The 21,551-nt window shown below is 64.8% G+C and carries 16 protein-coding genes and 1 pseudogene; 9 read left to right on the top strand and 8 right to left on the bottom strand.

Features of this window, described 5'->3' with window-relative positions; translation table 11 throughout:
• Positions 1–148 (top strand): annotated as a pseudogene (locus GXB81_RS31580) (squalene synthase HpnD); the annotation flags it as partial.
• Positions 149–338: 190 nt separating this feature from the next.
• Here GXB81_RS31580 and GXB81_RS25260 read toward each other — a convergent pair.
• The 3 genes from GXB81_RS25260 to GXB81_RS25250 form a co-directional block, all read right to left on the bottom strand.
• Positions 339–1,601 (bottom strand): DUF1501 domain-containing protein, encoded by a 1,263-nt coding sequence (locus tag GXB81_RS25260; RefSeq protein ID WP_205990629.1) that lies wholly within the window; start codon positions 1,599–1,601, stop codon positions 339–341.
• A gap of 111 nt (positions 1,602–1,712) precedes the next feature.
• Entirely contained in the window at positions 1,713–3,347 is a 1,635-nt protein-coding gene (locus GXB81_RS25255) for a DUF1800 domain-containing protein (RefSeq protein ID WP_205990628.1), read from the bottom strand.
• Between the two features lie 301 nt (positions 3,348–3,648).
• A complete protein-coding gene (locus tag GXB81_RS25250) occupies positions 3,649–3,975 on the bottom strand; it encodes a hypothetical protein (RefSeq protein ID WP_167038688.1) in 327 nt (108 codons plus the stop codon).
• 236 nt (positions 3,976–4,211) lie between these two features.
• On the opposite strand from GXB81_RS25250, the gene ompR reads away from it, so the two are divergent.
• The 3 genes from ompR to GXB81_RS25235 all read left to right on the top strand — a co-directional run bounded on the left by ompR (position 4,212) and on the right by GXB81_RS25235 (position 7,309).
• On the top strand, positions 4,212–4,937 hold the full coding sequence (ompR, locus tag GXB81_RS25245; RefSeq protein WP_033379433.1) for a two-component system response regulator OmpR: 726 nt from the start codon (positions 4,212–4,214) through the stop codon (positions 4,935–4,937).
• Between the two features lie 262 nt (positions 4,938–5,199).
• On the top strand, positions 5,200–6,549 hold the full coding sequence (locus tag GXB81_RS25240) for an ATP-binding protein (RefSeq protein WP_167038387.1): 1,350 nt from the start codon (positions 5,200–5,202) through the stop codon (positions 6,547–6,549).
• Between the two features lie 211 nt (positions 6,550–6,760).
• Positions 6,761–7,309 carry a peroxiredoxin gene (locus tag GXB81_RS25235; RefSeq protein WP_205990627.1) on the top strand — a complete coding sequence of 183 codons (549 nt, stop codon included), beginning with the start codon at positions 6,761–6,763 and terminating at the stop codon, positions 7,307–7,309.
• A gap of 211 nt (positions 7,310–7,520) precedes the next feature.
• On the opposite strand, the gene ispF is transcribed toward GXB81_RS25235, so the two are convergent.
• A complete protein-coding gene (gene ispF / locus GXB81_RS25230) occupies positions 7,521–8,000 on the bottom strand; it encodes a 2-C-methyl-D-erythritol 2,4-cyclodiphosphate synthase (RefSeq protein WP_167038391.1) in 480 nt (159 codons plus the stop codon).
• A gap of 106 nt (positions 8,001–8,106) precedes the next feature.
• A complete protein-coding gene (gene ispD / locus GXB81_RS25225; RefSeq protein ID WP_167038393.1) occupies positions 8,107–8,820 on the bottom strand; it encodes a 2-C-methyl-D-erythritol 4-phosphate cytidylyltransferase in 714 nt (237 codons plus the stop codon).
• 122 nt (positions 8,821–8,942) lie between these two features.
• Here ispD and mfd point away from each other — a divergent pair, with 122 nt between their 5' ends.
• The 4 genes from mfd (at position 8,943) to mscL (ending at position 15,675) form a co-directional block, all read left to right on the top strand.
• Positions 8,943–12,425, top strand: a complete 3,483-nt coding sequence (gene mfd / locus GXB81_RS25220; protein WP_205990626.1) for a transcription-repair coupling factor — start codon at positions 8,943–8,945, stop codon at positions 12,423–12,425.
• Between the two features lie 275 nt (positions 12,426–12,700).
• Positions 12,701–13,924, top strand: coding sequence for an acetylornithine deacetylase (argE, locus tag GXB81_RS25215; RefSeq protein WP_167038397.1), 1,224 nt, complete (start codon positions 12,701–12,703; stop codon positions 13,922–13,924).
• A 168-nt stretch (positions 13,925–14,092) separates the two neighbouring features.
• Positions 14,093–15,127: a threonine/serine dehydratase gene (locus GXB81_RS25210; protein WP_167038399.1), complete on the top strand. Its 1,035-nt coding sequence runs from the start codon at positions 14,093–14,095 to the stop codon at positions 15,125–15,127.
• 101 nt (positions 15,128–15,228) lie between these two features.
• Positions 15,229–15,675 (top strand): large conductance mechanosensitive channel protein MscL, encoded by a 447-nt coding sequence (gene mscL / locus GXB81_RS25205; protein ID WP_167038401.1) that lies wholly within the window; start codon positions 15,229–15,231, stop codon positions 15,673–15,675.
• A gap of 217 nt (positions 15,676–15,892) precedes the next feature.
• Here the strand turns inward: mscL and GXB81_RS25200 are convergent, their stop codons facing one another.
• The 3 genes from GXB81_RS25200 to GXB81_RS25190 all read right to left on the bottom strand — a co-directional run bounded on the left by GXB81_RS25200 (position 15,893) and on the right by GXB81_RS25190 (position 20,194).
• Positions 15,893–17,869, bottom strand: coding sequence for a response regulator (locus GXB81_RS25200; RefSeq protein WP_167038403.1), 1,977 nt, complete (start codon positions 17,867–17,869; stop codon positions 15,893–15,895).
• Between the two features lie 113 nt (positions 17,870–17,982).
• The gene (locus GXB81_RS25195) at positions 17,983–18,474 is read right to left on the bottom strand and encodes a response regulator (protein ID WP_205990625.1); all 492 of its coding nucleotides are present in this window, start codon (positions 18,472–18,474) and stop codon (positions 17,983–17,985) included.
• A gap of 109 nt (positions 18,475–18,583) precedes the next feature.
• Positions 18,584–20,194, bottom strand: coding sequence for an ATP-binding protein (locus GXB81_RS25190; protein ID WP_167038407.1), 1,611 nt, complete (start codon positions 20,192–20,194; stop codon positions 18,584–18,586).
• A 372-nt stretch (positions 20,195–20,566) separates the two neighbouring features.
• Between GXB81_RS25190 and GXB81_RS25185 the strand changes: the two genes are divergently transcribed.
• Complete coding sequence (locus GXB81_RS25185) at positions 20,567–21,058, top strand: hypothetical protein (protein WP_167038409.1); 492 nt, start codon at positions 20,567–20,569, stop codon at positions 21,056–21,058.
• Positions 21,059–21,551: the final 493 nt, after the last annotated feature.

Below are 21,551 nucleotides of genomic sequence, written 5' to 3'. Positions count from 1 at the left end.
GCACCGCGCGCAGCGCACGCTGCTCGCGCTGGCCGCGCTCGCCCTGGCGTTGCTCGACGAGATCGAACGGGACGGCTATCACGTGCTGCATCAACGCATCGCGTTGACGCCGATCCGCAAGCTCTGGATCGCCTGGCGCGCCAAATAGGCTCCAGTCAGAACCAATCAACATCAATCAGCACGAACGGTCATGGCGAACTCGCAGCGGCGACTCGATAAAACCGCAATAAGCCCGCGATAACGCCGCAATCAGAACGCCACCGCAACGCAACACCGGCACGCAGCATCGAGGTGCGTCGGATCGCGCGCAAAACCCGAACGGCCCCGACCGCGCCAACTCAACCGCGCAGCAGCGGCAGCGGCTCGAATCGCTGCTGCAGAATCGCCGGCGCATCGAGCCCCCACCAGGGGCCGAGCACCGTCGCATAAAGTTCGCGAAAATCGACGCCGACCGGCAGATTGCCGTTGCCATCGAGCCGCGCCAGCATCGGCGGCACGCCATACAGGCCGCCGCGCACACGGCCGCCCGTCACGAAATGCGGTGCCACCGTGCCGTGGTCGGTGCCGTTGCTCTGGTTCTCTCGTGGACGGCGCCCGAACTCCGCATACGTCATCACGAGCGTATCGTTCCAGCGGCCCAGTTCGACGAGCGCCGCCTGCATCGCCGCGAGTCCTTCCGCGAACTGCCTGAGCAGCGCGGCCTGCTGACCCGGCTGGTTCTGATGCGTATCGAAACCGTTCAGCGTCAGGCGGATCACGGCCACGCCCTGCCCGCCCCGTGGCTGCCGTCGCGGCGTGCCGGCAGGGGGCACCGGCTGCGCCGCCTCGCTCGCGGTGAGCACCTGCATCGCCGTTCTGATCGAACTGCCGAACGCGCCGCCCGGAAACGCGGTCTTCAATGGCGGCTGCCCCTGCACTGGACGCAGGCGGTCCGCGGCTTTCACGATGTCGTTTTCGACGTCGAGAATATGCGCGAGCTCCGGATTGCGCTCGTGCAGGGACACCGGCACCGCGAGCCGCGACGCCCTGACGAATTGCACAGGATTGACGAGCGCAATCGCGCGCGCGCCATTTGCGAGTGGCCCCATTTCGGCGCTGCCGATCACCACGCCATCGGCTGCAAAACCGGCCGGCACCGGCTTCATCGCGAACGCGCGCGTGAGCCAGCCGTCGCGCAGATATTGATCGGAGCGCGAAGCCGTGTCCCAGATCTCGATCGAGCGGAAATGCGAAAGATTCGGCTGCGCATAGCTCACGCCCTGCACGATCGCGAGCTGGCCGCCGCGCCACAGCGGCATGAGCGGCTGCAACGCGGGGTGCAGCGCAGTGCGCTCGTCGAGTTGAATCGCCTGCTCGCGCCGGATGGCGATGTTCTTGCGCAGCGCGTAGTAGGTGGGATCGGCGAACGGAATCACAGTGTTCAAGCCGTCGTTGCCGCCTTTCAGCTCAATCAGGATCAGCAGATTGTCGTAGCCGCGCCCCGTCGAAGCCGGCGCGCTCGCGACATTCGGCGCATCGGAGAACCCCGCGCCGAACGCGCGCGGCAGCCATAGCGAGGCACTCGCTGCCGCGCTCATCGAAAGGAAGCTGCGTCGTTTCATGCTGCACCTCGTCGTGATTGTGCCGGCGCGAGTTTCACCGCCGCGCGGCCGGCGCCGACAATCTCCAGGCACCGCTCGCTTGAACTCCTGCTTCAATTCCTGCTTCAACGCTTACTTCAGCTGATAGGCCGGGTCCATCAGCAACGCTTCGAGATACGCGCTCGCAGTCGAATCGGTTGCGATCGCATCCACCGGCGTGAACGGCAGCACCGCGTGCTGCAACTGCAATTCGGCCGACAGCCCGAGCTTCACGGTCGGTGAAGTGTTGTAGTGCGCAAGCCAGCTCGCGATGTCAAAGCGTACGCCACCCTGCCCCTTGCGCGCCATCGACATCGTGCGTGGCGGCGTCGCGCTTACCTGACTGGCTGCCGCTGTCCGCGCGCCGCGCGCCTCGTTCTTCGCGCTCGCCGGGGCGCTCATGCGCGCGGGCATCGCGGTTTCGGTCGCGCGAAACAGTTGCTCGACGAACTGCTTGCGCGCAAGCAGCGTCGAGCTATTGATCCACGTCGTGCCACCCGGCCAGCCTCTGACGTTCGGCGGATAGAACAGGTTCTCGCCGAGCGTGCGAACCTGCGCGGCGAACGGCTCGGTGTTGTCGTAGCCGATATCGAATGCGCGCAGCGTGCCGACCACGAACTCGACCGGCGACTTCACGAGCACGCCGCGATTGTCGTCGCTCCAGAACGCGTCGCTCAGAAAGAGCCCGCGCAGCGCGACCTTGATGTCGTAGCGGCTCGCGCGAAACTGCACAGCAATCGGCTCGATGAGCGCGGGGTCGGGCGTGTCGGAGACGAATTCGCGCCAGAGCTTCGTGGTGACGAACGTCGCCGTTTCGGGCTGTGCAAGCAGGATGTCGAGCACCTGATCGCCGTCGAACGTACCGGTTTGCCCGAGCACGGTCTTCTCGCCGTCGTCATGCTGGTTGGCGCGCCACACGTACGTCTGCGTATCGGGATCGAGACTCCAGCCCGTGTAGGCGCGCGCGGCTTGCGCGACGTCGCGCTGCGTGTAATGCCCCTCGCCGAGCGTGAACAGCTCCATCACTTCGCGCGCGAAATTTTCGTTGGGATTGCCTTTGCGATTGCTCGCGCCATCGAGGTATTGCAGCATGGCCGGGTCTTTCGCGACATCGTGCAGCAGCTCGCCGAAATGACCGAGCGCGTGACGACGCAACAACATGTTTTGCTGCGCCATCTGCTGCGGAAACTGCACCTTGTCCAGCCCCGACGTGAAGTGGTTGTGCCAGAAAAGCGTCATGCGTTCGGTCAACGGCGAAGGGGTGCTCAGCATCTCGCGCAGCCACCATGCTCGTAATAGTTCGTAACGCTGGGTGCGCAGGCGTTGTTGCTCGATACGCTGTTCCGGCGTCCATGCCTGACGTTCGGCTCGGGTCGGAATCGGTTCGGCGATCCAGTCGGGAGGCGGCACGAGCGCTTCGCTTCGGGTGCTCGCGAGCAGCTTGTCGACGGCCTGCTCACGCGTGAGTCCCGCGTATTGAGCGAGCTCGGCGTTATCGGGCGCGAAGCCGACACGCGTCAGAAAAAAGCGCGCGTCGTCGGAATCGAGAATGCTTTGCGCGCTTCCGGCCGCGGGCAATGCGGTCGCCGCAGCCGCCGGCGCGCGATGCGCGCCGTGCACGACGCGCTGCTGCGCGAGCGCGTCCGTTGCACCGTAGGTCAATGCGGCCAGTGCCGTCGTCGAAACGAAAAACCACGGCTTGCAGCCAACACGTCGAAGAAGTTTCATGATCGCTGATCCGGGTTTTCACGACGTCACGCGTCGAGGCTTTCGCGCAAACGTGCAGGCGAAATGGGCCATGCACTGACGGCTCAACGGCACAACGGAACAGGAAGTTGACGCTGAAGATGCAACCGGATTTTTCAGGCGGCGCGATTCGTATCGGGCGGATATTACGCAGGCATCAAGCCGGCATGGCCTGACGCATCGCTTGACACAAGCACCTTGAAACACACGGGTACGCGAACGTTTGCGTGGATGGAAAATGCCTCTGCGCAGGCACAAACCGGGCACCCACGCCCGCGCTCGGCTAGCGCTTATACAGCTCACGCACGGCGTCTTCGATATGCTGACGTAGCAGACGCCGCTCTTCGGGCGTCATATGGCCGTCGCGACGGCGTTGATCGAGATCGGGGGGAACCACGGTGCGCATCATCACGTCTGATGCAGGATGATCGATGGCCATGTTGTGGTGATTGGCTCGGCCATTGCCCGGGTGGGGCGCGCGTTCACTCGCGGCTCTGTCGGCGAGCGGCTGCGCATGGGCGAGCGTCGGGCTCAGTGATCCTGCGAGCGTACCGGCTACCGCCAGTGCAATCACGCTCAGGCGCACATTTGGCCAAACCCCTCCCTTCATGTTGTTCCCTTCGTGGCGCGGCAACCGGCTACCTCAGATGCGTGTACAAACCCCGGTAACAGCCGGGTACGAAAGTTTTGTCGAGTGAAGTATCCACCGAACGGCCGCCTTCAGTAAAGAAGTCTAAACGCCCCTACTTTACGTCGTGCCACACCGCGGGTAAATTTTGTAACTGACTGTAACCCCAGAAATGGTGTAACCGCGCACCACTTTCTAATCGCGCTAAGATGCCGACCATGGAAACCAAAAACCCTTCGAAAATCCTCGTCGTCGACGACGATCCACGCCTGCGCGATCTGCTGCGCCGCTACCTCGGCGAACAAGGCTTCAATGTCTACGTCGCCGAAAACGCGCCGTCGATGAACAAGCTGTGGGTACGCGAGCGCTTCGATCTGCTGGTGCTCGATCTGATGCTGCCCGGCGAGGACGGCCTGTCGATCTGCCGCCGTCTGCGCGGCAGCAACGACCGCACGCCGATCATCATGCTGACGGCCAAGGGTGAGGATGTCGATCGCATCGTCGGCCTTGAAATGGGCGCGGACGATTATCTGCCCAAGCCGTTCAATCCGCGCGAGCTGGTCGCGCGCATTCACGCGGTGCTGCGTCGCCAGTCGCCGTCCGAATTGCCGGGTGCGCCCTCGGAGACGACCGAAGTATTCGAGTTCGGCGAATTCGCGCTCAATCTCGCGACGCGCACGCTCACGAAGGCCGGCCAGGAAATTCCGTTGACCACGGGCGAATTTTCGGTGCTCAAAGTGTTCGCGCGTCATCCGCGTCAACCGCTTTCGCGTGAAAAGCTCATGGAGCTCGCACGCGGCCGCGAATACGAAGTTTTCGACCGCAGCCTCGACGTGCAGATCTCGCGTTTGCGCAAGCTGATCGAACCCGATCCGGGCAGCCCGCGCTTCATTCAGACCGTGTGGGGTCTGGGCTACGTGTTCATCCCCGACGGTGCAGCCTGACCATGCACCCCACGGCGGTGTCGATCAGAGTTGGCGCTTCAGCGCCTACTCTGATCCCATGCGCTTTGTCGCGGTCGATCAGAGCTGGCGCTTTAGCGCCTACTCCGGTCCCATGCGCTTTGTCGCAGTCGATCAGAGCTGGCGCGTCAGCGCCTACTCTGATCCCATGCGCCCCGCCGCACTCGACCGGAGCAAGTGCAAAGCACCCACTCCGATCTCACACAAAATAGTTGCTGTCCTTGATCTCTCATAAGAAGGGCCCATGCGGATCGACCGGCGCCTCCTGACGCTCGCGTTCGGCGGCCTTTTCTGGCGGACTTTTCTGCTGATCGCGCTGTTGATCGCAGTCAGTCTCGCCGCGTGGTTCCAGAGCTTTCGCGTGATCGAGCGCGAGCCGCGCGCGCAGCGCGTGGCTTTGCAACTCGTCGCGATCGTCAAGCTCACGCGCACCGCACTCCTCTATTCCGACCCCGACCTGCGGCGCGCGCTGCTGCAGGATCTGGAGAGCAATGAAGGGGTGCGCGTGTATCCGCGCGAAGCCACCGACAAATACAAGCTCCAGCCCGACGAATCGCTGAACCGCCTGATCGAGCACGACATTCGCGGCCGCCTCGGCGACGACACCGTGATCGCGCAAAGCGTGAACGACATCAACGGCGTATGGATCAGCTTCAAGATCGACGACGACGACTACTGGGTCGCGCTCGACCGCGATCAGCTCGACAATGCCACGGGTCTGCAATGGGCCGGCTGGGGCGTGTTCGCGCTGGCGCTCTCGCTGTTCGGCGCGGCCTTCATCACGAGTCTCGTGAACCGGCCGTTCGCGCGTCTCGCGATGGCCGCGCGCAAGGTCGGCTCAGGGCAGTCGCCCGAGCCGCTGCCGGAGCGCGGCATGGGCGTGGCCGCCGAAACCAATCGCAGCTTCAACCAGATGGTGCGCGACCTCGAACAGCTCGAAGCCGACCGCGCGCTGATGCTCGCGGGCATCTCGCACGATCTGCGCACGCCGCTCGCGCGGTTGCGCCTCGAAACCGAAATGAGCCCGTCCGATCAGAGCACGAAGGACGCGATGGTCGACGACATCGAGCAGATGGACATGATCATCGGCCGCTTCCTCGATTACGCGCGGCCGGTGCAGCGCGTGCCGGAGCCCGTCGATCTCTCCGTGATCGCGGGCGAGATCGCCGCGCGCATGCAGAGCGAGGACAGTATGCGGCTCATCACGCGGCTCGCGCCGTCGGCGGTGATCGAGGCCGACGAAACCGATATGCGGCGCGTGGTCGGCAACCTGCTCGAGAATGCGCGCAAATACGGCAGCAGCGACGAGGACGGCATTCCGCACGTGATTCTCGAAACGCGTGTCTCGCATTCGCGGGTGGAACTGTCGGTCGTCGACGAAGGCCCCGGCATCCCCGAAGACCAGCTCGCGCTCGTCACACGGCCGTTCTATCGCGTCAATTCGGCGCGCACCCAGGCCAACGGCACGGGCCTCGGCATGGCGATCGTGCAACGGCTCGTCGCGCGCTATCGCGGCGCCTTGCGGCTGCGCAATCGCACGCCCGGACCGGGGCTCGAAGTCACGATCGAATTTCCGCTCGCGAAAGGCGCCTGAGCCGACGCGCGCGCGGCGCCATGCCGCCCCGGCATGAAGCCCGAATCGCGCGCAATGCGGCTCGACGCCCGCCGCCGCGTACCGATTCGTCGGCAGCCGGCTCTTGAAGCGACGGCCCGATAAATCTAGAGTGAACCCGGTGGCACCCGCCGCGCGGGATGGCCCGTGAACTTCCAGGCATGCCGTTGTCGACTTCCGAAGGAGCACCCGCATGAAAACCGTTGGCGATAAACTCGAAGCGTTCACGGTCACTGCCGCCAAGCCGGGCTTCAATCATCACGAGGAACACGGCGTCTCGGCGTTCGAGGACATCACCGAGCAGTCGTTTCCAGGCAAGTGGAAAATCATCTACTTCTATCCGAAGGATTTCTCGCTGGTCTGCCCGACGGAAATCGTCGAGTTCGGCAAGCTCGTGAGGGAATTCGAGGACCGCGAGGCGGTGCTGCTCGGCGGCAGCGTCGACAATGAATTCGTGAAGCTCGCGTGGCGCCGCGAGAACAAGGAACTCGACCGGCTGAACCACTACTCGTTCGGCGACGTGAAGGGCGAACTGATCGACCAGCTCGGCGTGCGCGACCAGGAAGCGGGCGTCGCCCTGCGCGCGACCTTCATCGTCGATCCGGACAACACGATCCAGCATGTGTCGGTCAATAATCTGAACGTCGGCCGTAGCCCCATGGAAGTGCTGCGGATTCTCGACGGCCTGCTCACGGACGAATTGTGTCCGAGCAACCGGACGATCGGCGGCGCAACGCTGTAAGTGCTGCCGCCGGCCGCACGACATGACATGACATGACATGACATGACATGACAAAAGCCCACCGGTCTGCAATAACGGTGGGCCTCTTTATCCATTCCCCTGGCGGGGAAAAATCTCGGGCGAGTTGCGCCTGATGACAGGCACGCGCGCTCGTGTTGTCGCTCGTGCTGTATTTCCCGGCAGCGCGCGATGCCGCTGCCGGCAGACCCGCTCACTTCCTGACCAGCAGCACCGCGGCCTGCGCTTCGATCCCCTCGCCCCTGCCGAGGTAGCCGAGCTTCTCGTTCGTCTTCGCCTTGACGTTGACGAGCTCAATCGGCAAACCGAGATCGGCCGCGATATTCGCGCGCATGCCGTCGATATGCGGCGCAAGCTTCGGCGCCTGGGCGATCACGCTGCTGTCGACGTTGCCGATCGAAAAGCCCGCCGCCCTCACGCGCGCCACGCATTCGCGCAGCAGCACGCGGCTGTCCGCGCCGGCGAACTGCGCGTCGGTGTCGGAGAAATGGCGGCCGATATCGCCGAGCGCGGCCGCGCCGAACAGCGCGTCGGTGATCGCATGCAGCAGCACGTCCGCATCCGAGTGGCCGAGCAGCCCGCGCTCGTACGGAATCGTCACGCCACCGATAATCAACGCGCGCCCCGGCACCAGCGCATGCACGTCATAGCCCTGCCCAATCCTGAAATCCATTTGCGTCACATCCTCAAGTACTGAAGCTTTAAAGCTTTTTTGAATCGTCGTCGATGCCGGCCGGCGAACCGCCGACCCGGCACCGATCCAACGCCGACGAGCAATCTCACGACGCCGCGCCGCGGCTCAGAATCGCCTCGGCCAGCTCGAAATCCTCGGGATACGTCACCTTGAAATTGCGCAGGCTGCCTTGCACGAGCTTCGGCGCATGGCCCGACCATTCGATCGCGCTGGCCTCGTCGGTCAGATCGTGGCCCTCGGCCTGGGCGCGCAGGATCGCCTCGCGCAGCATGCCGATGCGGAACATCTGCGGCGTCTGCGCCTGCCACAGCCCGTCGCGCGCTTCGGTGCGGGCGATGCGGCCATCGTGGGACGCGCCGTCGATGCGCTTCAGCGTATCGGCGACCGGCAGCGCCATGATGCCGCCGACCGCGTCGTCCTTGAGCGAGCCGATCAGCGTGCGGATCAGCGCGGGCGTGATGCCGGGACGCGCGGCGTCATGCACGAGCACCCAGTCGTCGTCGTGGGCGCCGAATTCGGCGAGCGCATGGAGGCCGTTGAGCACCGACGCCTGGCGCGACGCACCGCCCGCGCGGCGCACCGCGAAGCGCAGGCCGCCGAAGCGGCGCGCGTCGAAATGCTGGTCGTCGGGCGCGATCACGACGAGGGTCTGGGTGAATTCGCTGCACGCATCGAACGCGGCGAGCGAGTAATGGAGCATGTCGCGACCGGCGACAGTGCGATATTGTTTCGGCATCGCGGCGCCGGAACGGCTGCCGGTGCCTGCGCACGGAATCAGGGCGAAGAGACGGGAAGTCACGAGTGCGGATGCCGCGAAGTCAAAGTAAAGGACGGATTTTATAATAGGTCCTTCGCCATCCATGCCCCGACACGCGTAAACTTGGCCGTTCGTGTGAGACCGAGCCGCTTTTTCTCTTCTTTATGTCAGACATCGCCGCATCCTCGCAGTCCTCCCCGCCCGTCGCGCTCGTCAAGGCCGGCCAGCGTTTCGCCTTCGACGGCACGCGCGGCTCGTCCGACGCGCTGCTGATCGCCCGCTACCATCTCGCCTATCGCGAGAAGATGCCGCTGCTGGCCGTCGTCTGCGAAAGCGCGGTCGATGCGCAGCGGCTCTCGCAGGAAATAGGCTTCTTCGCACCTGAAGCGCGCGTGCGTCTGCTGCCCGACTGGGAGACGCTGCCTTACGATACGTTTTCACCGCACCAGGACCTCGTCTCCGAGCGCCTCGCGACGCTGCACGATCTCGGCGAGGGCCGCTGCGACATCCTGCTCGTGCCGGCCACGACCGCCCTGTACCGCATGCCGCCCGCCTCGTTCCTCGCGGCCTACACGTTCTCGTTCTCGCAAGGCGAACGCCTCGACGAGGCGAAGCTGAAGGCGCAACTGACGCTCGCCGGCTACGAGCACGTGAGCCAGGTCGTGCGGCCCGGCGAATACTGCGTGCGCGGCTCGCTGCTCGATCTGTTCCCGATGGGCTCGCCGCTGCCGTACCGGATCGACCTGTTCGACGACCAGGTCGACTCGATCCGCGCGTTCGATCCCGACACGCAGCGCAGCCTCTATCCGGTCAAGGACGTGCGCCTGCTGCCCGGCCGCGAATTCCCGTTCGACGACGCCGCGCGCACCGCATTCCGCAGCCGCTGGCGCGAGACCTTCGAGGGCGATCCGAGCCGCGCGTCGATCTATAAGGACATCGGCAACGGCGTGCCGTCGGCGGGCATCGAATACTATCTGCCGCTGTTTTTCGACGACACGGCCACGCTCTTCCACTATCTGCCCGACGGCTCGCAGCTTGCGTTCATCGGCGATCTCGACGCGGCGATCCGGCGCTTCACCAACGACACGAAGCAGCGCTTCAATTTCCTCGCGCACGATCGTGACCGGCCGATTCTCGAACCGCAGAAGCTGTTTCTGTCGGACGAGGATTTCTTCACGCTCGCCAAGCCGTTCGGGCGGCTCGTGCTGCCCATCAACGGCGGCGGCGCCTGGTCGGTCGCGCTGCCGAACCTCGCGATCGACCGCCACGCCGACGACCCCGTCGCGGCCTTGCGCGCGTATCTGGGCACGACGCCGAACCGCGTGCTGTTCGCCGCCGAATCGGCAGGCCGCCGCGAAACGCTGCTGCAGCTGCTCGCCGACAATCATCTGAAGCCCGCCTCGGCCGACAGCTTCCAGGACTGGCTCACCGGCGACGCGCACTTCTCGCTCGGCGTCGCGCCGCTCGCGAACGGCTTCGCGCTGCCCGGCGACGGCCTCGCGATCATCACCGAAACCGAGCTGTACGGGCCGCTCGCGCGCCGCGCGGGACGCCGCCGCCAGGAACAGGCGAGCAACGTCGATTCGATGGTGCGCGACCTGTCCGAGCTGAAGGTCGGCGATCCGGTCGTGCATTCGCAGCACGGCATCGGCCGCTATATGGGCCTCGTGACGATGGACCTCGGCGAAGGCGAAACCGAGTTCCTGCACCTCGAATACGCGGGCGACAGCAAGCTCTACGTGCCGGTCGCGCAGTTGCACGTGATCTCGCGCTACAGCGGCGCCGATCCCGAAAGCGCGCCGCTGCACTCGCTCGGCTCCGGCCAGTGGGAAAAGGCCAAGCGCAAGGCCGCGCAGCAGATTCGCGACACCGCGGCCGAACTGCTCAATCTCTACGCGCGCCGCGCCGCCCGCTCGGGCCACGCATTCGGGCTCGAACCGAAAGACTACGTGAAGTTCGCCGAGAGCTTCGGCTTCGAGGAAACGCCGGACCAGGCCGCCGCGATCGCGGCCGTGATCGGCGACATGACGAGCGGCAAACCGATGGACCGGCTCGTGTGCGGCGACGTCGGCTTCGGCAAGACCGAGGTCGCCTTGCGCGCGGCCTTTATCGCGGTGATGGGCGGCAAGCAGGTCGCGCTGCTCTCGCCCACCACGCTGCTCGCCGAGCAGCACACGCAGACTTTCAGCGACCGCTTCTCCGACTGGCCCGTGCGCATCGCCGAACTGTCGCGCTTCAAGTCGGCCAAGGAAGTCAACGCGGCGATCCAGCAGATCAACGAAGGCTCGGTCGACATCGTGATCGGCACGCACAAGCTGCTCTCGTCGGACGTGCAGTTCAAGCGGCTCGGGCTCGTCATCATCGACGAGGAGCATCGCTTCGGCGTGCGCCAGAAGGAAGCGCTGAAGGCGCTGCGCGCCGAGGTCGACGTGCTGACGCTGACCGCGACGCCGATCCCGCGCACGCTCGGCATGGCGCTCGAAGGCCTGCGCGATTTCTCGGTCATCGCGACCGCGCCGCAAAAGCGCCTCGCGATCAAGACCTTCGTGCGCCGCGAGGAAGACAGCGTGATTCGCGAGGCGATGCTGCGCGAACTGAAGCGCGGCGGCCAGGTGTACTTCCTGCACAACGAGGTCGAGACGATCGAGAATCGCCGGCAGATGCTCGAAGCGCTCGTGCCCGAAGCGCGCATCGCGGTCGCGCACGGCCAGATGCACGAGCGCGAACTCGAACGCGTGATGCGCGATTTCGTCGCGCAGCGCGCGAACGTGCTGCTGTGCACGACGATCATCGAAACCGGCATCGACGTGCCGAGCGCGAACACGATCCTGATCCATCGCGCCGACAAGTTCGGGCTCGCGCAATTGCACCAGTTGCGCGGCCGCGTCGGGCGCTCGCATCACCAGGCGTATTCGTATCTGCTCGTGCACGATCCGCAGGGGCTCACCAAGCAGGCACAGCGCCGCCTCGAAGCGATCCAGCAGATGGAAGAACTCGGCTCGGGTTTCTATCTCGCGATGCACGACCTCGAAATTCGCGGCACGGGCGAAGTGCTCGGCGACAAGCAATCGGGCGAGATTCACGAGATCGGCTTCCAGCTGTATACCGACATGCTCAACGACGCGGTCAAGGCGCTCAAGAACGGCAAGGAGCCTGACCTCACCGCGCCGCTTGCCGCGACCACCGAGATCAACCTGCACACGCCGGCAATCCTGCCGTCGGACTATTGCGGCGACGTGCAGGAGCGTCTGTCGCTCTACAAGCGGCTCGCGAACTGCGAACACAACGATTCGATCGACGGCATCCAGGAAGAATTGATCGACCGTTTCGGCAAGTTGCCGCCGCCGGCACATGCGCTCGTGGAAACGCACCGTCTGCGGCTCGCCGCGAAGCCGCTCGGCATTTCGAAGATCGATGCGGGCGAAGCGGTGATCGGGCTGCAGTTCATCCCCAATCCGCCCGTCGACGCGATGCGGATCATCGAGATGGTGCAGAAGCACAAGCACATCAAGCTCGCGGGTCAGGACAAGCTGCGCATCGAAACGCGCAGCCCCGATCTCGCAGTGCGCGTCGCGACCGTCAAGGAGACCTTGCGCGCGCTCGGTTCGCCGAGCCGCGATACGGCAGCCGCCACGGCTGCGCGTTGAGGCGCCGGGGTGTGCGCAGGCATGGTGCGCACATGGCCGATGCGTCAAGTTGAGTTGAGTCGAGTCGCGCATGAGAGGCGGATCGTGCAACGAAGCATATCGCTCACGCACGCCGCATTACGTACGCCACGTACGGACGATGCAGAAAAGGGGGGACGTCCCCCCGTTTTCTGTCTGTCGATGCTGCGCTGCGCCAATGCCGCTTCAGCTGACGAATGCGCTTGCCCGCTTTCGTTTGGGATATGATCGACAGACTAAAATGCCGGAGTCCAGTCATGTCTCATGCCGCTGAAGCAGCGCAATCCTCCACGTCTTCTGCTCCCGCTTCGCCGATTTCCCTCCCCTGGGTCACCCGCCTCGTCTCGATGGACACCGTGAGCCGCAACCCGAATCTCGGCCTCATCGAAACCGTGCGCGACGCATTGCGCACGGCCGGCATCGACGCGACGCTCACGCACGGCAAGGGCGGCAAGTGGGCCAATCTGTTCGCGACGATTCCCGCGCACGATGGCGAAACGAATGGCGGCGTGGTGCTGTCGGGCCACACCGACGTGGTGCCGGTGGACGGCCAGCAGTGGGACAGCGATCCGTTCAAGCCCGAGATTCGCGGCAACAAGCTCTATGGCCGCGGCACCTGCGACATGAAAGGCTTTATCGGCGCGGCGCTCGCACTCGTGCCGGACATGCAGCGCACGAAGCTCGCGAAGCCGATTCACTTCGCGCTGTCGTTCGACGAGGAAGTCGGCTGCGTCGGCGCGCCGCTGTTGATCGCCGATCTGATGAAGCGCGGCGTGAAGCCGGACGGCTGCATTGTCGGCGAACCGACCAGCATGCGCCCGATCATCGCGCACAAAGGCATCAACGCGTATCAGTGCTGCGTGCGCGGCCAAGCCGCGCATTCATCGCTGACGCCCAAGGGCTTGAACGCGATCGAGTACGCCGCGCGCCTGATCTGCTATATCCGCGACATGGCCGACCAGTTCCGCGAGCAAGGCCCTTTCGACGAACTGTACGACGTGCCGTTCAGCACCGCGCAAACCAGCACGATCTCGGGCGGCAACGCGATCAACACGGTACCGGCCGAATGCCAGTTCCAGTTCGAGTTCCGCAATCTGCCGACGCTCGATCCCGAGCAGATTTTCGCGCGCATCGAGACCTACGCGCGCGACACGCTGCTGCCGAAAATGCTGCGCGAGCATCCGTCGGCCGCGATCGAGATCACGAAGATCGCCGCGGCGCCCGGACTCGATTCGTCTGAACAGGCCGCGATCACGCAGCTCGTGCGCGCGCTCACCGCCGATCAGGACAAGCGCAAGGTCGCCTACGGCACCGAAGCCGGACTGTTTTCGAACGCGGGCATTCCGAGCATCGTGTGCGGCCCCGGCGACATCCAGCAGGCGCACAAGGCCAACGAATTCGTCGAACTCGAACAGCTCGCGGCCTGCGAGCGTTTTCTCGGCAAGTTCATTCATAGCATGTCGGTCGAGGCGGCTCGATGAGACGCGCGAAGTAGCGGTGCGCGCAGCAACGGTGCACAAGACAGCGCGGCAAGGCAACGCCGTCAAGCAACGCTGGGCGGCACAAAGTCGTGAGGCAAGGCCCGTCGCACTGAAACTGCACGCCGCGAAACGGGTCTCAGCCATATCGACGACGCCGGAGCTCACGCCATGTCAAGCGCCATGCCGCAGCACACGGATCACACGATCGACGGCGAACCGATCCCCACGCTCGACGAAATCGCCGCGCAGCACTTTGCGTTGACGCCGTGGGTCGTGCGCACGCCAGTATTCGACCGGCTCGATTTTGCATCGCTGCAAGGCACGCCGGTGAATTTCAAGTTCGAACTGTTGCAGGCGGGCGGCAGCTTCAAGGCGCGTGGCGCATTCACGAACCTGCTCGCGCTCGACGATACGCAAAAGAGCGCGGGCGTGACCTGCGTGTCGGGCGGCAATCACGCGGTGGCGGTGGCGTACGCGGCGATGCGTCTTGGCATCGGCGCGAAGGTCGTGCTGTTCAGCGCGGCGAATTCGGCGCGCGTCGCGCTATGCCGCGAGTACGGCGCCGACATCGTCTATGCGGAAGATCTCGCCGAGGCATTCGAACTGGTGCGCCGCATCGAAGCCGAGGAAGGCCGCTATTTCGTGCATCCGTTCAACGGCTATCGCACGGTGCTCGGTTCGGCCACGCTCGGCTACGAATGGGCGACGCAAACGCCCGACCTCGAAGCGGCGATCGTGCCGGTCGGCGGCGGCGGGCTCGCCGCCGGTGTCGCCACGGCGCTGCGGCTCGCGAACCCGAACATCCACGTGTACGGCGTCGAACCCGAAGGCGCGGACGTGATGAGCAAGAGCTTTGCCGCCAACCATACGGTCAGAATGGGCCATATGCACAGCATTGCCGACTCATTGATGTCGCCGCATACCGAGCAATTCAGCTATGAACTCTGCCGCCGTCATATCGATCGGCTCGTCACCGTTTCCGACGATCAATTGCGCGCGGCGATGCTGGTTCTCTTCCAGCAACTGAAGCTCGCCGTCGAACCCGCTTGCGCCGCCGCCACGGCGGCATTGCTCGGACCATTGCGCGAACCGTTGCATGGCCGGCGCGTCGGCGTCCTGCTGTGCGGCACCAACACGGACCCGGTCAGTTTTGCCGCGCATCTCGAACGCGCGCGTCATAGCGCGTCACAGTTTCCGCACTAGCGCGTGCCATCTGAAAGCGTTGCTCGTATTGCGGCTAAAACACTAGCCTATCCGCCTCAGATTGGTATTATTCGGCTATTCATATCTGGGGAGGTACTTCTATGAGCATAGTTAAAGAATTTAAAGAATTTGCCCTCAAGGGCAATGTGATGGATCTCGCTGTCGGTGTGATTATCGGCGGCGCTTTTTCCAGCATTGTTAATTCGGTCGTCAAAGACCTGATCATGCCGATCGTCGGGCTCGCTACCGGCGGCCTCGACTTCTCCAATATGTTCATTCGCCTCGGCGATATTCCGGCAACCTATAAAGGCAGCCCCGGTTCGTACAAGGACCTGCAAACGGCCGGCGTCGCGGTGATCGGCTATGGTTCGTTCATCACGGTGTTGATCAACTTCATCATCCTCGCGTTCATCATTTTCCTGATGGTCAAGTTCATCAACAATCTGCGCAAGCCGGCCGAAGCCGCACCGGAAGAACCGCCGGCGACGCCCGAAGACGTGCTGCTGCTGCGCGAGATTCGCGATTCGCTAAAGAATCAGCAGCATTGAAGAGGCAGTGAAACTCCGGTTCGCGGTTTAAAGACTGAAAGCCGGAGTCGAAGCAATACAAACACAAAGGCCTGTTGCGATTGCCGTCGCAACAGGCCTTTGTGTTTTTCCCGATTTTTTCTGCACGAAGCAGCCGGTATGCACCAGCCGTCGCGCCACGCGTACGCCAGCGCATGCCGAAACGTTAAACGTTACGTCAGATCAAAGCACGGACCCCTCAGCCGTCCTTGCGCGCCTTCAACTGCGCCGCGCTGTCGATCATCGTTTCGAGCTGGCCGAAATTGACAGGCTTGGTCAGATGCGAAGTAAAGCCCGCGCTCAGGCAGCGGCGCACGTCCTCGTCGGTGCCGAAGCCGGTCAGCGCCACGGCCGGCGCATCCGAATGCTCGCGGAACGCCTTGACGAAATCGAGGCCGGTGCCGTCGGGCAAGCCGACATCGCTGACAATCAGATCGAAGCGCTGCAATTGCGTCGCGGCGAGCGCGTCATCGACGCGTCCGACCACCGTCACCTCATGGCCGAGGCTGTGGATGAGCTGCGCCATCACCTCGGCGGTATCCGCGTGATCTTCGATCAGCAGCACGGTCAGCGGACTCGCCGGCTGCACGGTGCTCGGCACCACCACGGGCCGCGCCGCGGCGGGCGCGGCCGCGGTCGGCAGCGTGATCGTGAAGGTCGCGCCGCAGTGCGGGCCGGGGCTCTGCGCGATCACGCTGCCGCCATGCACGTCGGTCAGCGCCTTGGTGATCGCGAGGCCGAGACCGAGGCCGCCGAATTGCCGCGTCATGTTCTGGTCGCCCTGCTCGAACGCATTGAACAGCTTGCCGATCTGCTCCGGCTCGATGCCGATGCCGGTATCCTCGACCGAGATCTGCACGTGCATGCGCTCGTCGCGCGTGCGCACGTAGATGTGGCCGCCGTCCGGCGTGAACTTCGCGGCATTGCGAATCAGGTTCCACAGCATCTGTTGCAGGCGCGCGCGATCGGCGAGCACGTAGTGATGCGCCGCGTGCTTGTCGATATGCACGTCCTGCTGCTTGACCTGAATCTCGCTGCGAAAGAGCTCGAGCACGCTGTCGATCACTTCGTGGACGTCGACGGTTTCGAGCGACAGCCGCAGCTTGCCGTTCGCGACGCGCGTGAGATCGAGAAGATCGTCGATGAGCCGTGCCTCGAGTTCGACGTTGCGGCGAATCATGCGCACGCTGCCGCGCGCCTGGTCGGGCAGATCGGGGATCATCTCGAGCACGCTCGCGCCCGCGAGCACCGGCGTGAGCGGCGTGCGCAATTCGTGCGACAGCATCGCGAGAAAGCGGTCTTTGGCGCGGTTCGCTTCCTCGGCGGCCTGGCGCGCGGCCTGCTCCGACGCGAGCAGCCGCTCGCGCTCCTCGATCGCCTCGCGCTGCGAATGAATGTCCGTGCAACTGCCGAACCATTTGCTGACGTTGTGCTCGGCGTCGCGCATCGCCACCACGCGCACGTCGAACCAGCGGTACTCGCCATCGTGACGGCGAATCCGCATCTCGTGGCGATAGTCGCCGCTCTGGCTGGCGACGGCCTTGAGCCAGCTGCAGCGAATCTCCTCGCGATCGTCGGGATGCACCGCGTCGAGCCATGCGAGACCGTGAGCGGGACAGGGCTCGGCCATGCCCGTGTAGTCGTACCACTGCTTCGAGAGGAAATCGCAATCGCCGGCCGCGTTGCAGGTCAGCACCAGATGCGGCAGCGCCTCGGACAGCGTGCGGTAATGCAGCTCGCGATCGCGCAACAACCACGCTTCGTCCGAGGCGCGTTGCAGCCGCACCTGCGACAGCACGCGCTCGACGGCCTCGGGCAGATAGTCGAGATAGTCGCCGGACTTCGGCACCACGTCGGACACCCCGGCGCGCAGCGCTTCGATCACGCGCGATTCGTCGGTGAAGCCGGTCACGAGGATCGCCGGAATGCGCACGCCTTCCGCGCGCAGGCGGCGGAAGAAATCGAGCCCGGTCTCCGGCCCGCTCAGCTGATAGTCGAGCACCAGCAGATCGGGGGCGCCGTTCGCGAGCCGGTCGCGCGCGGCCTCGATGCCGGCGCAGATGGCCACCCGGCAGCCGGCGCGTTCGAGCGACTTGCGCGCGAGCCGCAGGATACCTTCGTCGTCGTCGACGACGAGCACATAGGCGGCATGCGGCGTGGATACTTCGTCGGTCATGCAGGTCTTCTCTGGCTAGGTTCGGTGCTTATCTTGTCACGAATGGCTTTCGGTCAGCTTCATGCGGCCTGTCCACGGACTTGTCCCATAGACCGTGGGCGCCGGCGGCCGGGTCAGGACGGCGCCAACCGATGCCCCGGCGGCAGCTTGACCACTTGCAGGAAAAAGCCGAGCCGGCGTACCGCTTCGATGAACACGTCGTATTCGACCGGCTTGCAGATGTAGACGTTGCAACCGAGCTCGTAGCAGCGCGCGATTTCGCGCGGATCGTCGGTCGTGGTCAGCACGATCACCGGCACCGCAGCGGTTTCGGGCGCTTCCTTCAGACGCCGCAAGACCTCGAAGCCGTCCACGCGCGGCATTTTCAGATCGAGCAGCACGACGAGGTTTTCGAGCGTTTCGTGCGGCGGAAAAGGATTGCCGTCGGTATCGCGCGGGGCGCCCGCGGATGCCGGGCCGAAAAAATAATCGAGTGCCTGCTGGCCGTCGCGAAAGCGCACGAAACCGTTCGAAATGCCGGCGCGACGCAAATTACGCTCGACGAGCGTCGCATGGCCGTCGTCATCTTCGATCAGCACGATGCTGACCGTTTGCGCGTGACTCATATGCTCTCCCTGCTGAACCGTGCCGGCGACCGGTCAGGCTGACTGCTGCCGACGTTCGCATCGCTTCTGTGCTGCGTTTGTGCAACATTTGTGCTGCGTTCGTTCTGCCTCAAAGCCGTATCGGCTGCTCGGGCAGCACCACGAAAAACGTCGAGCCCGCGCCTTCGGCCGACTCGACCCATACGCTCCCGCCATGCCGCTCGACCGTGCGCCGCACCACCGCGAGGCCGATGCCCTCGCCGCTCGCCACGTCGCCATGCAGACGCTGGAACGCGCGAAACACCTTCGACAGATACGCCGCCGGAATGCCGAGCCCGTTATCGCGGACGTAATACGTGCGCATGCGCACCGCGCGCGGCTCGCTGGCGTCGACGGGTTCGAGTTCGAGCGCGCCGATCTCGATGCGCCCGCGCCGCGCCGGGTCCAGAAAATTCAGCGCATTGCCGATGAGATTGCCGAAGATCTGCTCGACCGCCGCCGGATCGCCCCACGCGGGCGGCAGATCGCGCACCGTGACGACCGCCTCGCGCTGGCTGATCGTCCCCTGCAGCGCCTCGACGACCCGGTCCACCGCACGCCCGACGCTCACGCGCTGCCACTGGTATTCGAGCCGGCCCGCGCGCGAAATGCGCAGCAGCGCGTCGATGATCGACGCCGCGCGCGCCACCGCGGTGCGCAGATAGTACAGCGACTCGCGCACGTCGCCATCGAGAATGTGCTTCATGCGGTGCTCTTCGCCCGCCGGCAGTCCGGCGCTCGCGACGATGCCGTCCAGCTCGTCGCACGAGACGTGCAGCTCCTTCGAAAAGCCTTGCAGGTTCACGAGCGGCGAGCGCAGATCGTGCGACACGCTGTAGATGAACATTTCGTTGTCTTGCGTTTCCTGGCGCAACTCGTCATTGACCGCCGCCAGTTCGTGCGCGCGCGCTTCGAGTTGCGCCTTCAGCGCAGCCTGCTCGGCCTCGGCCTCGCGCAGACGCGCCTCGGTCTGATGCAGCACGACGTCGAGCGCGGCGATTTCGTCGCTGCCCGAGAGCGGCGCCGCGAGCGGCCGCCCACTGCCGAGACGCTCGGCATTATCGGTCAGCACTTCGAGACGCCGGCCGATGCTGCGCGCGAACACGATCGCGGTGGCCGCCCAGATCAGCATCGAGCCGAACACGGCGGCGATCAGCGCGTATTGCTGGCTCTCGCGCCGCTGCGCGAGCGCGATCGAGCGCTCGACGTCGAGCCGCGACGCCTCGGCGCCGAACGCGGCCAGCTCGTCGCGAAACCCGGCGACCTGCTGCGGCAATGGGCCGCTTTCGAGCGCGAGGTAGGGGCTCAGACTGCGGCGCTCGTGCAGCGCCTGCGAGATCGCGACGCTCTGCTCGCGGTAGGCGTCGATCGCGCGCCGCATGTTATGCACGCGCTCGGCCTGCTGCGGCGTGTCGGCGACCAGCGTGTCGAGCTTCGCGAGCCGGTCGCTGAGGTCGACCCACACCGCGCGGCGGTCGATCAACGAAGCGTCGCCGGTCACCATGGCCGTGCGCACGCGCGCCGCCTGGCGCAGCAGCGGATCGACGATGGCCGACGACTGGTAAAGAATCTGCTTGCTGTTATCGACCCATTGCGCGGCCTGCGCGGTCTGCTCCTGCGTATCGAAGACGATGCCGAGCAGCGCGAGTTCGACCACGCTCGGCACCGCAATCAGCAGCAGACCCTTGGTGAATAGTTTCATGTTCCCGCAAGCGCGTTCAGACGGCCGTTTAAACCGTGGCGGCTCGCGCGCGCCCGTCGCGCCCGCGATGCTGGCGCAGCGCGACCAGACGGGCCATTATCGACGTGAATTCGAGATATTTCAACGTAGCGTCAAGAAGCGCTCTCGCACACAAAAATGACTTTTTTATTGGCACGGGATGTTTTTTCGGCGCCTCGTGAGTCTATGATGGAGAGAACATGTGCTGGGAAGCGAAAGCGCGCAGCAAGGCGATTCGGCATGATTCGTGCGGGAAACGGTGAGGCGACGCAGGCAGTCGAATCATCGTGAATCCGGCCTTCTCGTATGCTATAAAAGATCGACGTGCGGCGCGCGAAAGCCGGGAGTGGTCGCATGAGGACGCAGCGTTTCTTGCAATTCTTTTTCAGGCGAATTTTTATGTCCTTCCCGAAAAAGCGTAGGCGCGCGAAGGTGGACGGCGACGAGTCGTTCCTCGCGGTCCTACGGCATTTCAAGCCGTTCGGTCAGCTCGACACCAAGATTGCGCGTGCCCGCTCGCAAGACGAGCCGGTTCTCTATGCGCATGTGCTGCCCGGGCTCGACGTGCTTCTGTGCAGCGTACGCGGCGCGCAGCCGCCCTATCCCGCGCCGGCCGAATTGCGGCGGCGCTGCATCGAATCGATCACCAACGCACTGGAACAGCCGCTCGATGGGCTCGAGAACGGCGGCTACTGGTACGAGGCGGATGGCTTCGGCTTCCTCGTGTTTGCCAGCCGCGCGCGCAGCAAGATCCTGACCGAATTCGGCGCGACGCGGGCCGGCACCCGGCGCGGCGTGCGGCGCCTCGATGCGGCGGGAGACGCCACGCCGCGTTCGCTCAGGTAGCGTGCTCGGGTAGCGTCTTTAGCGCGACACGTCAGCCAACACTTCAGGCTGGCTGAAGATCAGGGCTGCTGACGGGCTGCGGGTGTGACGCGACCGACTGTCGCGTGCTGGGGTTTTCCCGCGTTGCCGTTTCTCTTATCGTTCTTTTTCGAGCAAGGCCGCCGTGTCGAACACCGCGGCCTTGTTTTTCTCTTTCGCTGTGCTCTGTGTCCTGCGCTGCAGCCTCCGGCCGAAACCGTGACGGTGCCGTCCGATAGCCGTGCGCCCCTTGCTCGCTCATGGCATCGTCGACATGATCGCGCGCGGACGGCACGCTGATCGGCCACGGAAACACGACACCACGCCCACCGCCCACGCTCCATCTCCACCCGTGCGCGGGCCAACTGCATAGCAGCGACGCTATCAGCTGCCCTTGTATTCGGCGGCGGTCGCGGGCGGCAGCGTCACGGGCTTGCGATCCGCGCCCCGCTGCGAGCGCGGTGCGGCCGGCGCC

Origin of the sequence: Paraburkholderia sp. Ac-20336 (genome assembly GCF_017105025.1) — a bacterium.
Taxonomy (GTDB): Bacteria; Pseudomonadota; Gammaproteobacteria; order Burkholderiales; family Burkholderiaceae; genus Paraburkholderia.
The sequence above is the reverse complement of the archived record's forward strand: the minus strand, read 5'-3'. Positions and strand labels throughout refer to the sequence as shown.

Excerpts from the sequence above, each read along its gene's own strand:
- GXB81_RS25260 (WP_205990629.1), bottom strand. The coding sequence starts at position 1,601 with ATGAAACGACGCAGCTTCCTTTCGATGAGCGCGGCAGCGAGTGCCTCG.
- GXB81_RS25255 (WP_205990628.1), bottom strand. The coding sequence starts at position 3,347 with ATGAAACTTCTTCGACGTGTTGGCTGCAAGCCGTGGTTTTTCGTTTCG.
- GXB81_RS25250 (WP_167038688.1), bottom strand. The coding sequence starts at position 3,975 with ATGAAGGGAGGGGTTTGGCCAAATGTGCGCCTGAGCGTGATTGCACTG.
- ompR (WP_033379433.1), top strand. The coding sequence starts at position 4,212 with ATGGAAACCAAAAACCCTTCGAAAATCCTCGTCGTCGACGACGATCCA.
- GXB81_RS25240 (WP_167038387.1), top strand. The coding sequence starts at position 5,200 with ATGCGGATCGACCGGCGCCTCCTGACGCTCGCGTTCGGCGGCCTTTTC.
- GXB81_RS25235 (WP_205990627.1), top strand. The coding sequence starts at position 6,761 with ATGAAAACCGTTGGCGATAAACTCGAAGCGTTCACGGTCACTGCCGCC.
- ispF (WP_167038391.1), bottom strand. The coding sequence starts at position 8,000 with ATGGATTTCAGGATTGGGCAGGGCTATGACGTGCATGCGCTGGTGCCG.
- mfd (WP_205990626.1), top strand. The coding sequence starts at position 8,943 with ATGTCAGACATCGCCGCATCCTCGCAGTCCTCCCCGCCCGTCGCGCTC.
- argE (WP_167038397.1), top strand. The coding sequence starts at position 12,701 with ATGTCTCATGCCGCTGAAGCAGCGCAATCCTCCACGTCTTCTGCTCCC.
- GXB81_RS25210 (WP_167038399.1), top strand. The coding sequence starts at position 14,093 with ATGTCAAGCGCCATGCCGCAGCACACGGATCACACGATCGACGGCGAA.
- mscL (WP_167038401.1), top strand. The coding sequence starts at position 15,229 with ATGAGCATAGTTAAAGAATTTAAAGAATTTGCCCTCAAGGGCAATGTG.
- GXB81_RS25200 (WP_167038403.1), bottom strand. The coding sequence starts at position 17,869 with ATGACCGACGAAGTATCCACGCCGCATGCCGCCTATGTGCTCGTCGTC.
- GXB81_RS25195 (WP_205990625.1), bottom strand. The coding sequence starts at position 18,474 with ATGAGTCACGCGCAAACGGTCAGCATCGTGCTGATCGAAGATGACGAC.
- GXB81_RS25190 (WP_167038407.1), bottom strand. The coding sequence starts at position 20,194 with ATGAAACTATTCACCAAGGGTCTGCTGCTGATTGCGGTGCCGAGCGTG.
- GXB81_RS25185 (WP_167038409.1), top strand. The coding sequence starts at position 20,567 with ATGAGGACGCAGCGTTTCTTGCAATTCTTTTTCAGGCGAATTTTTATG.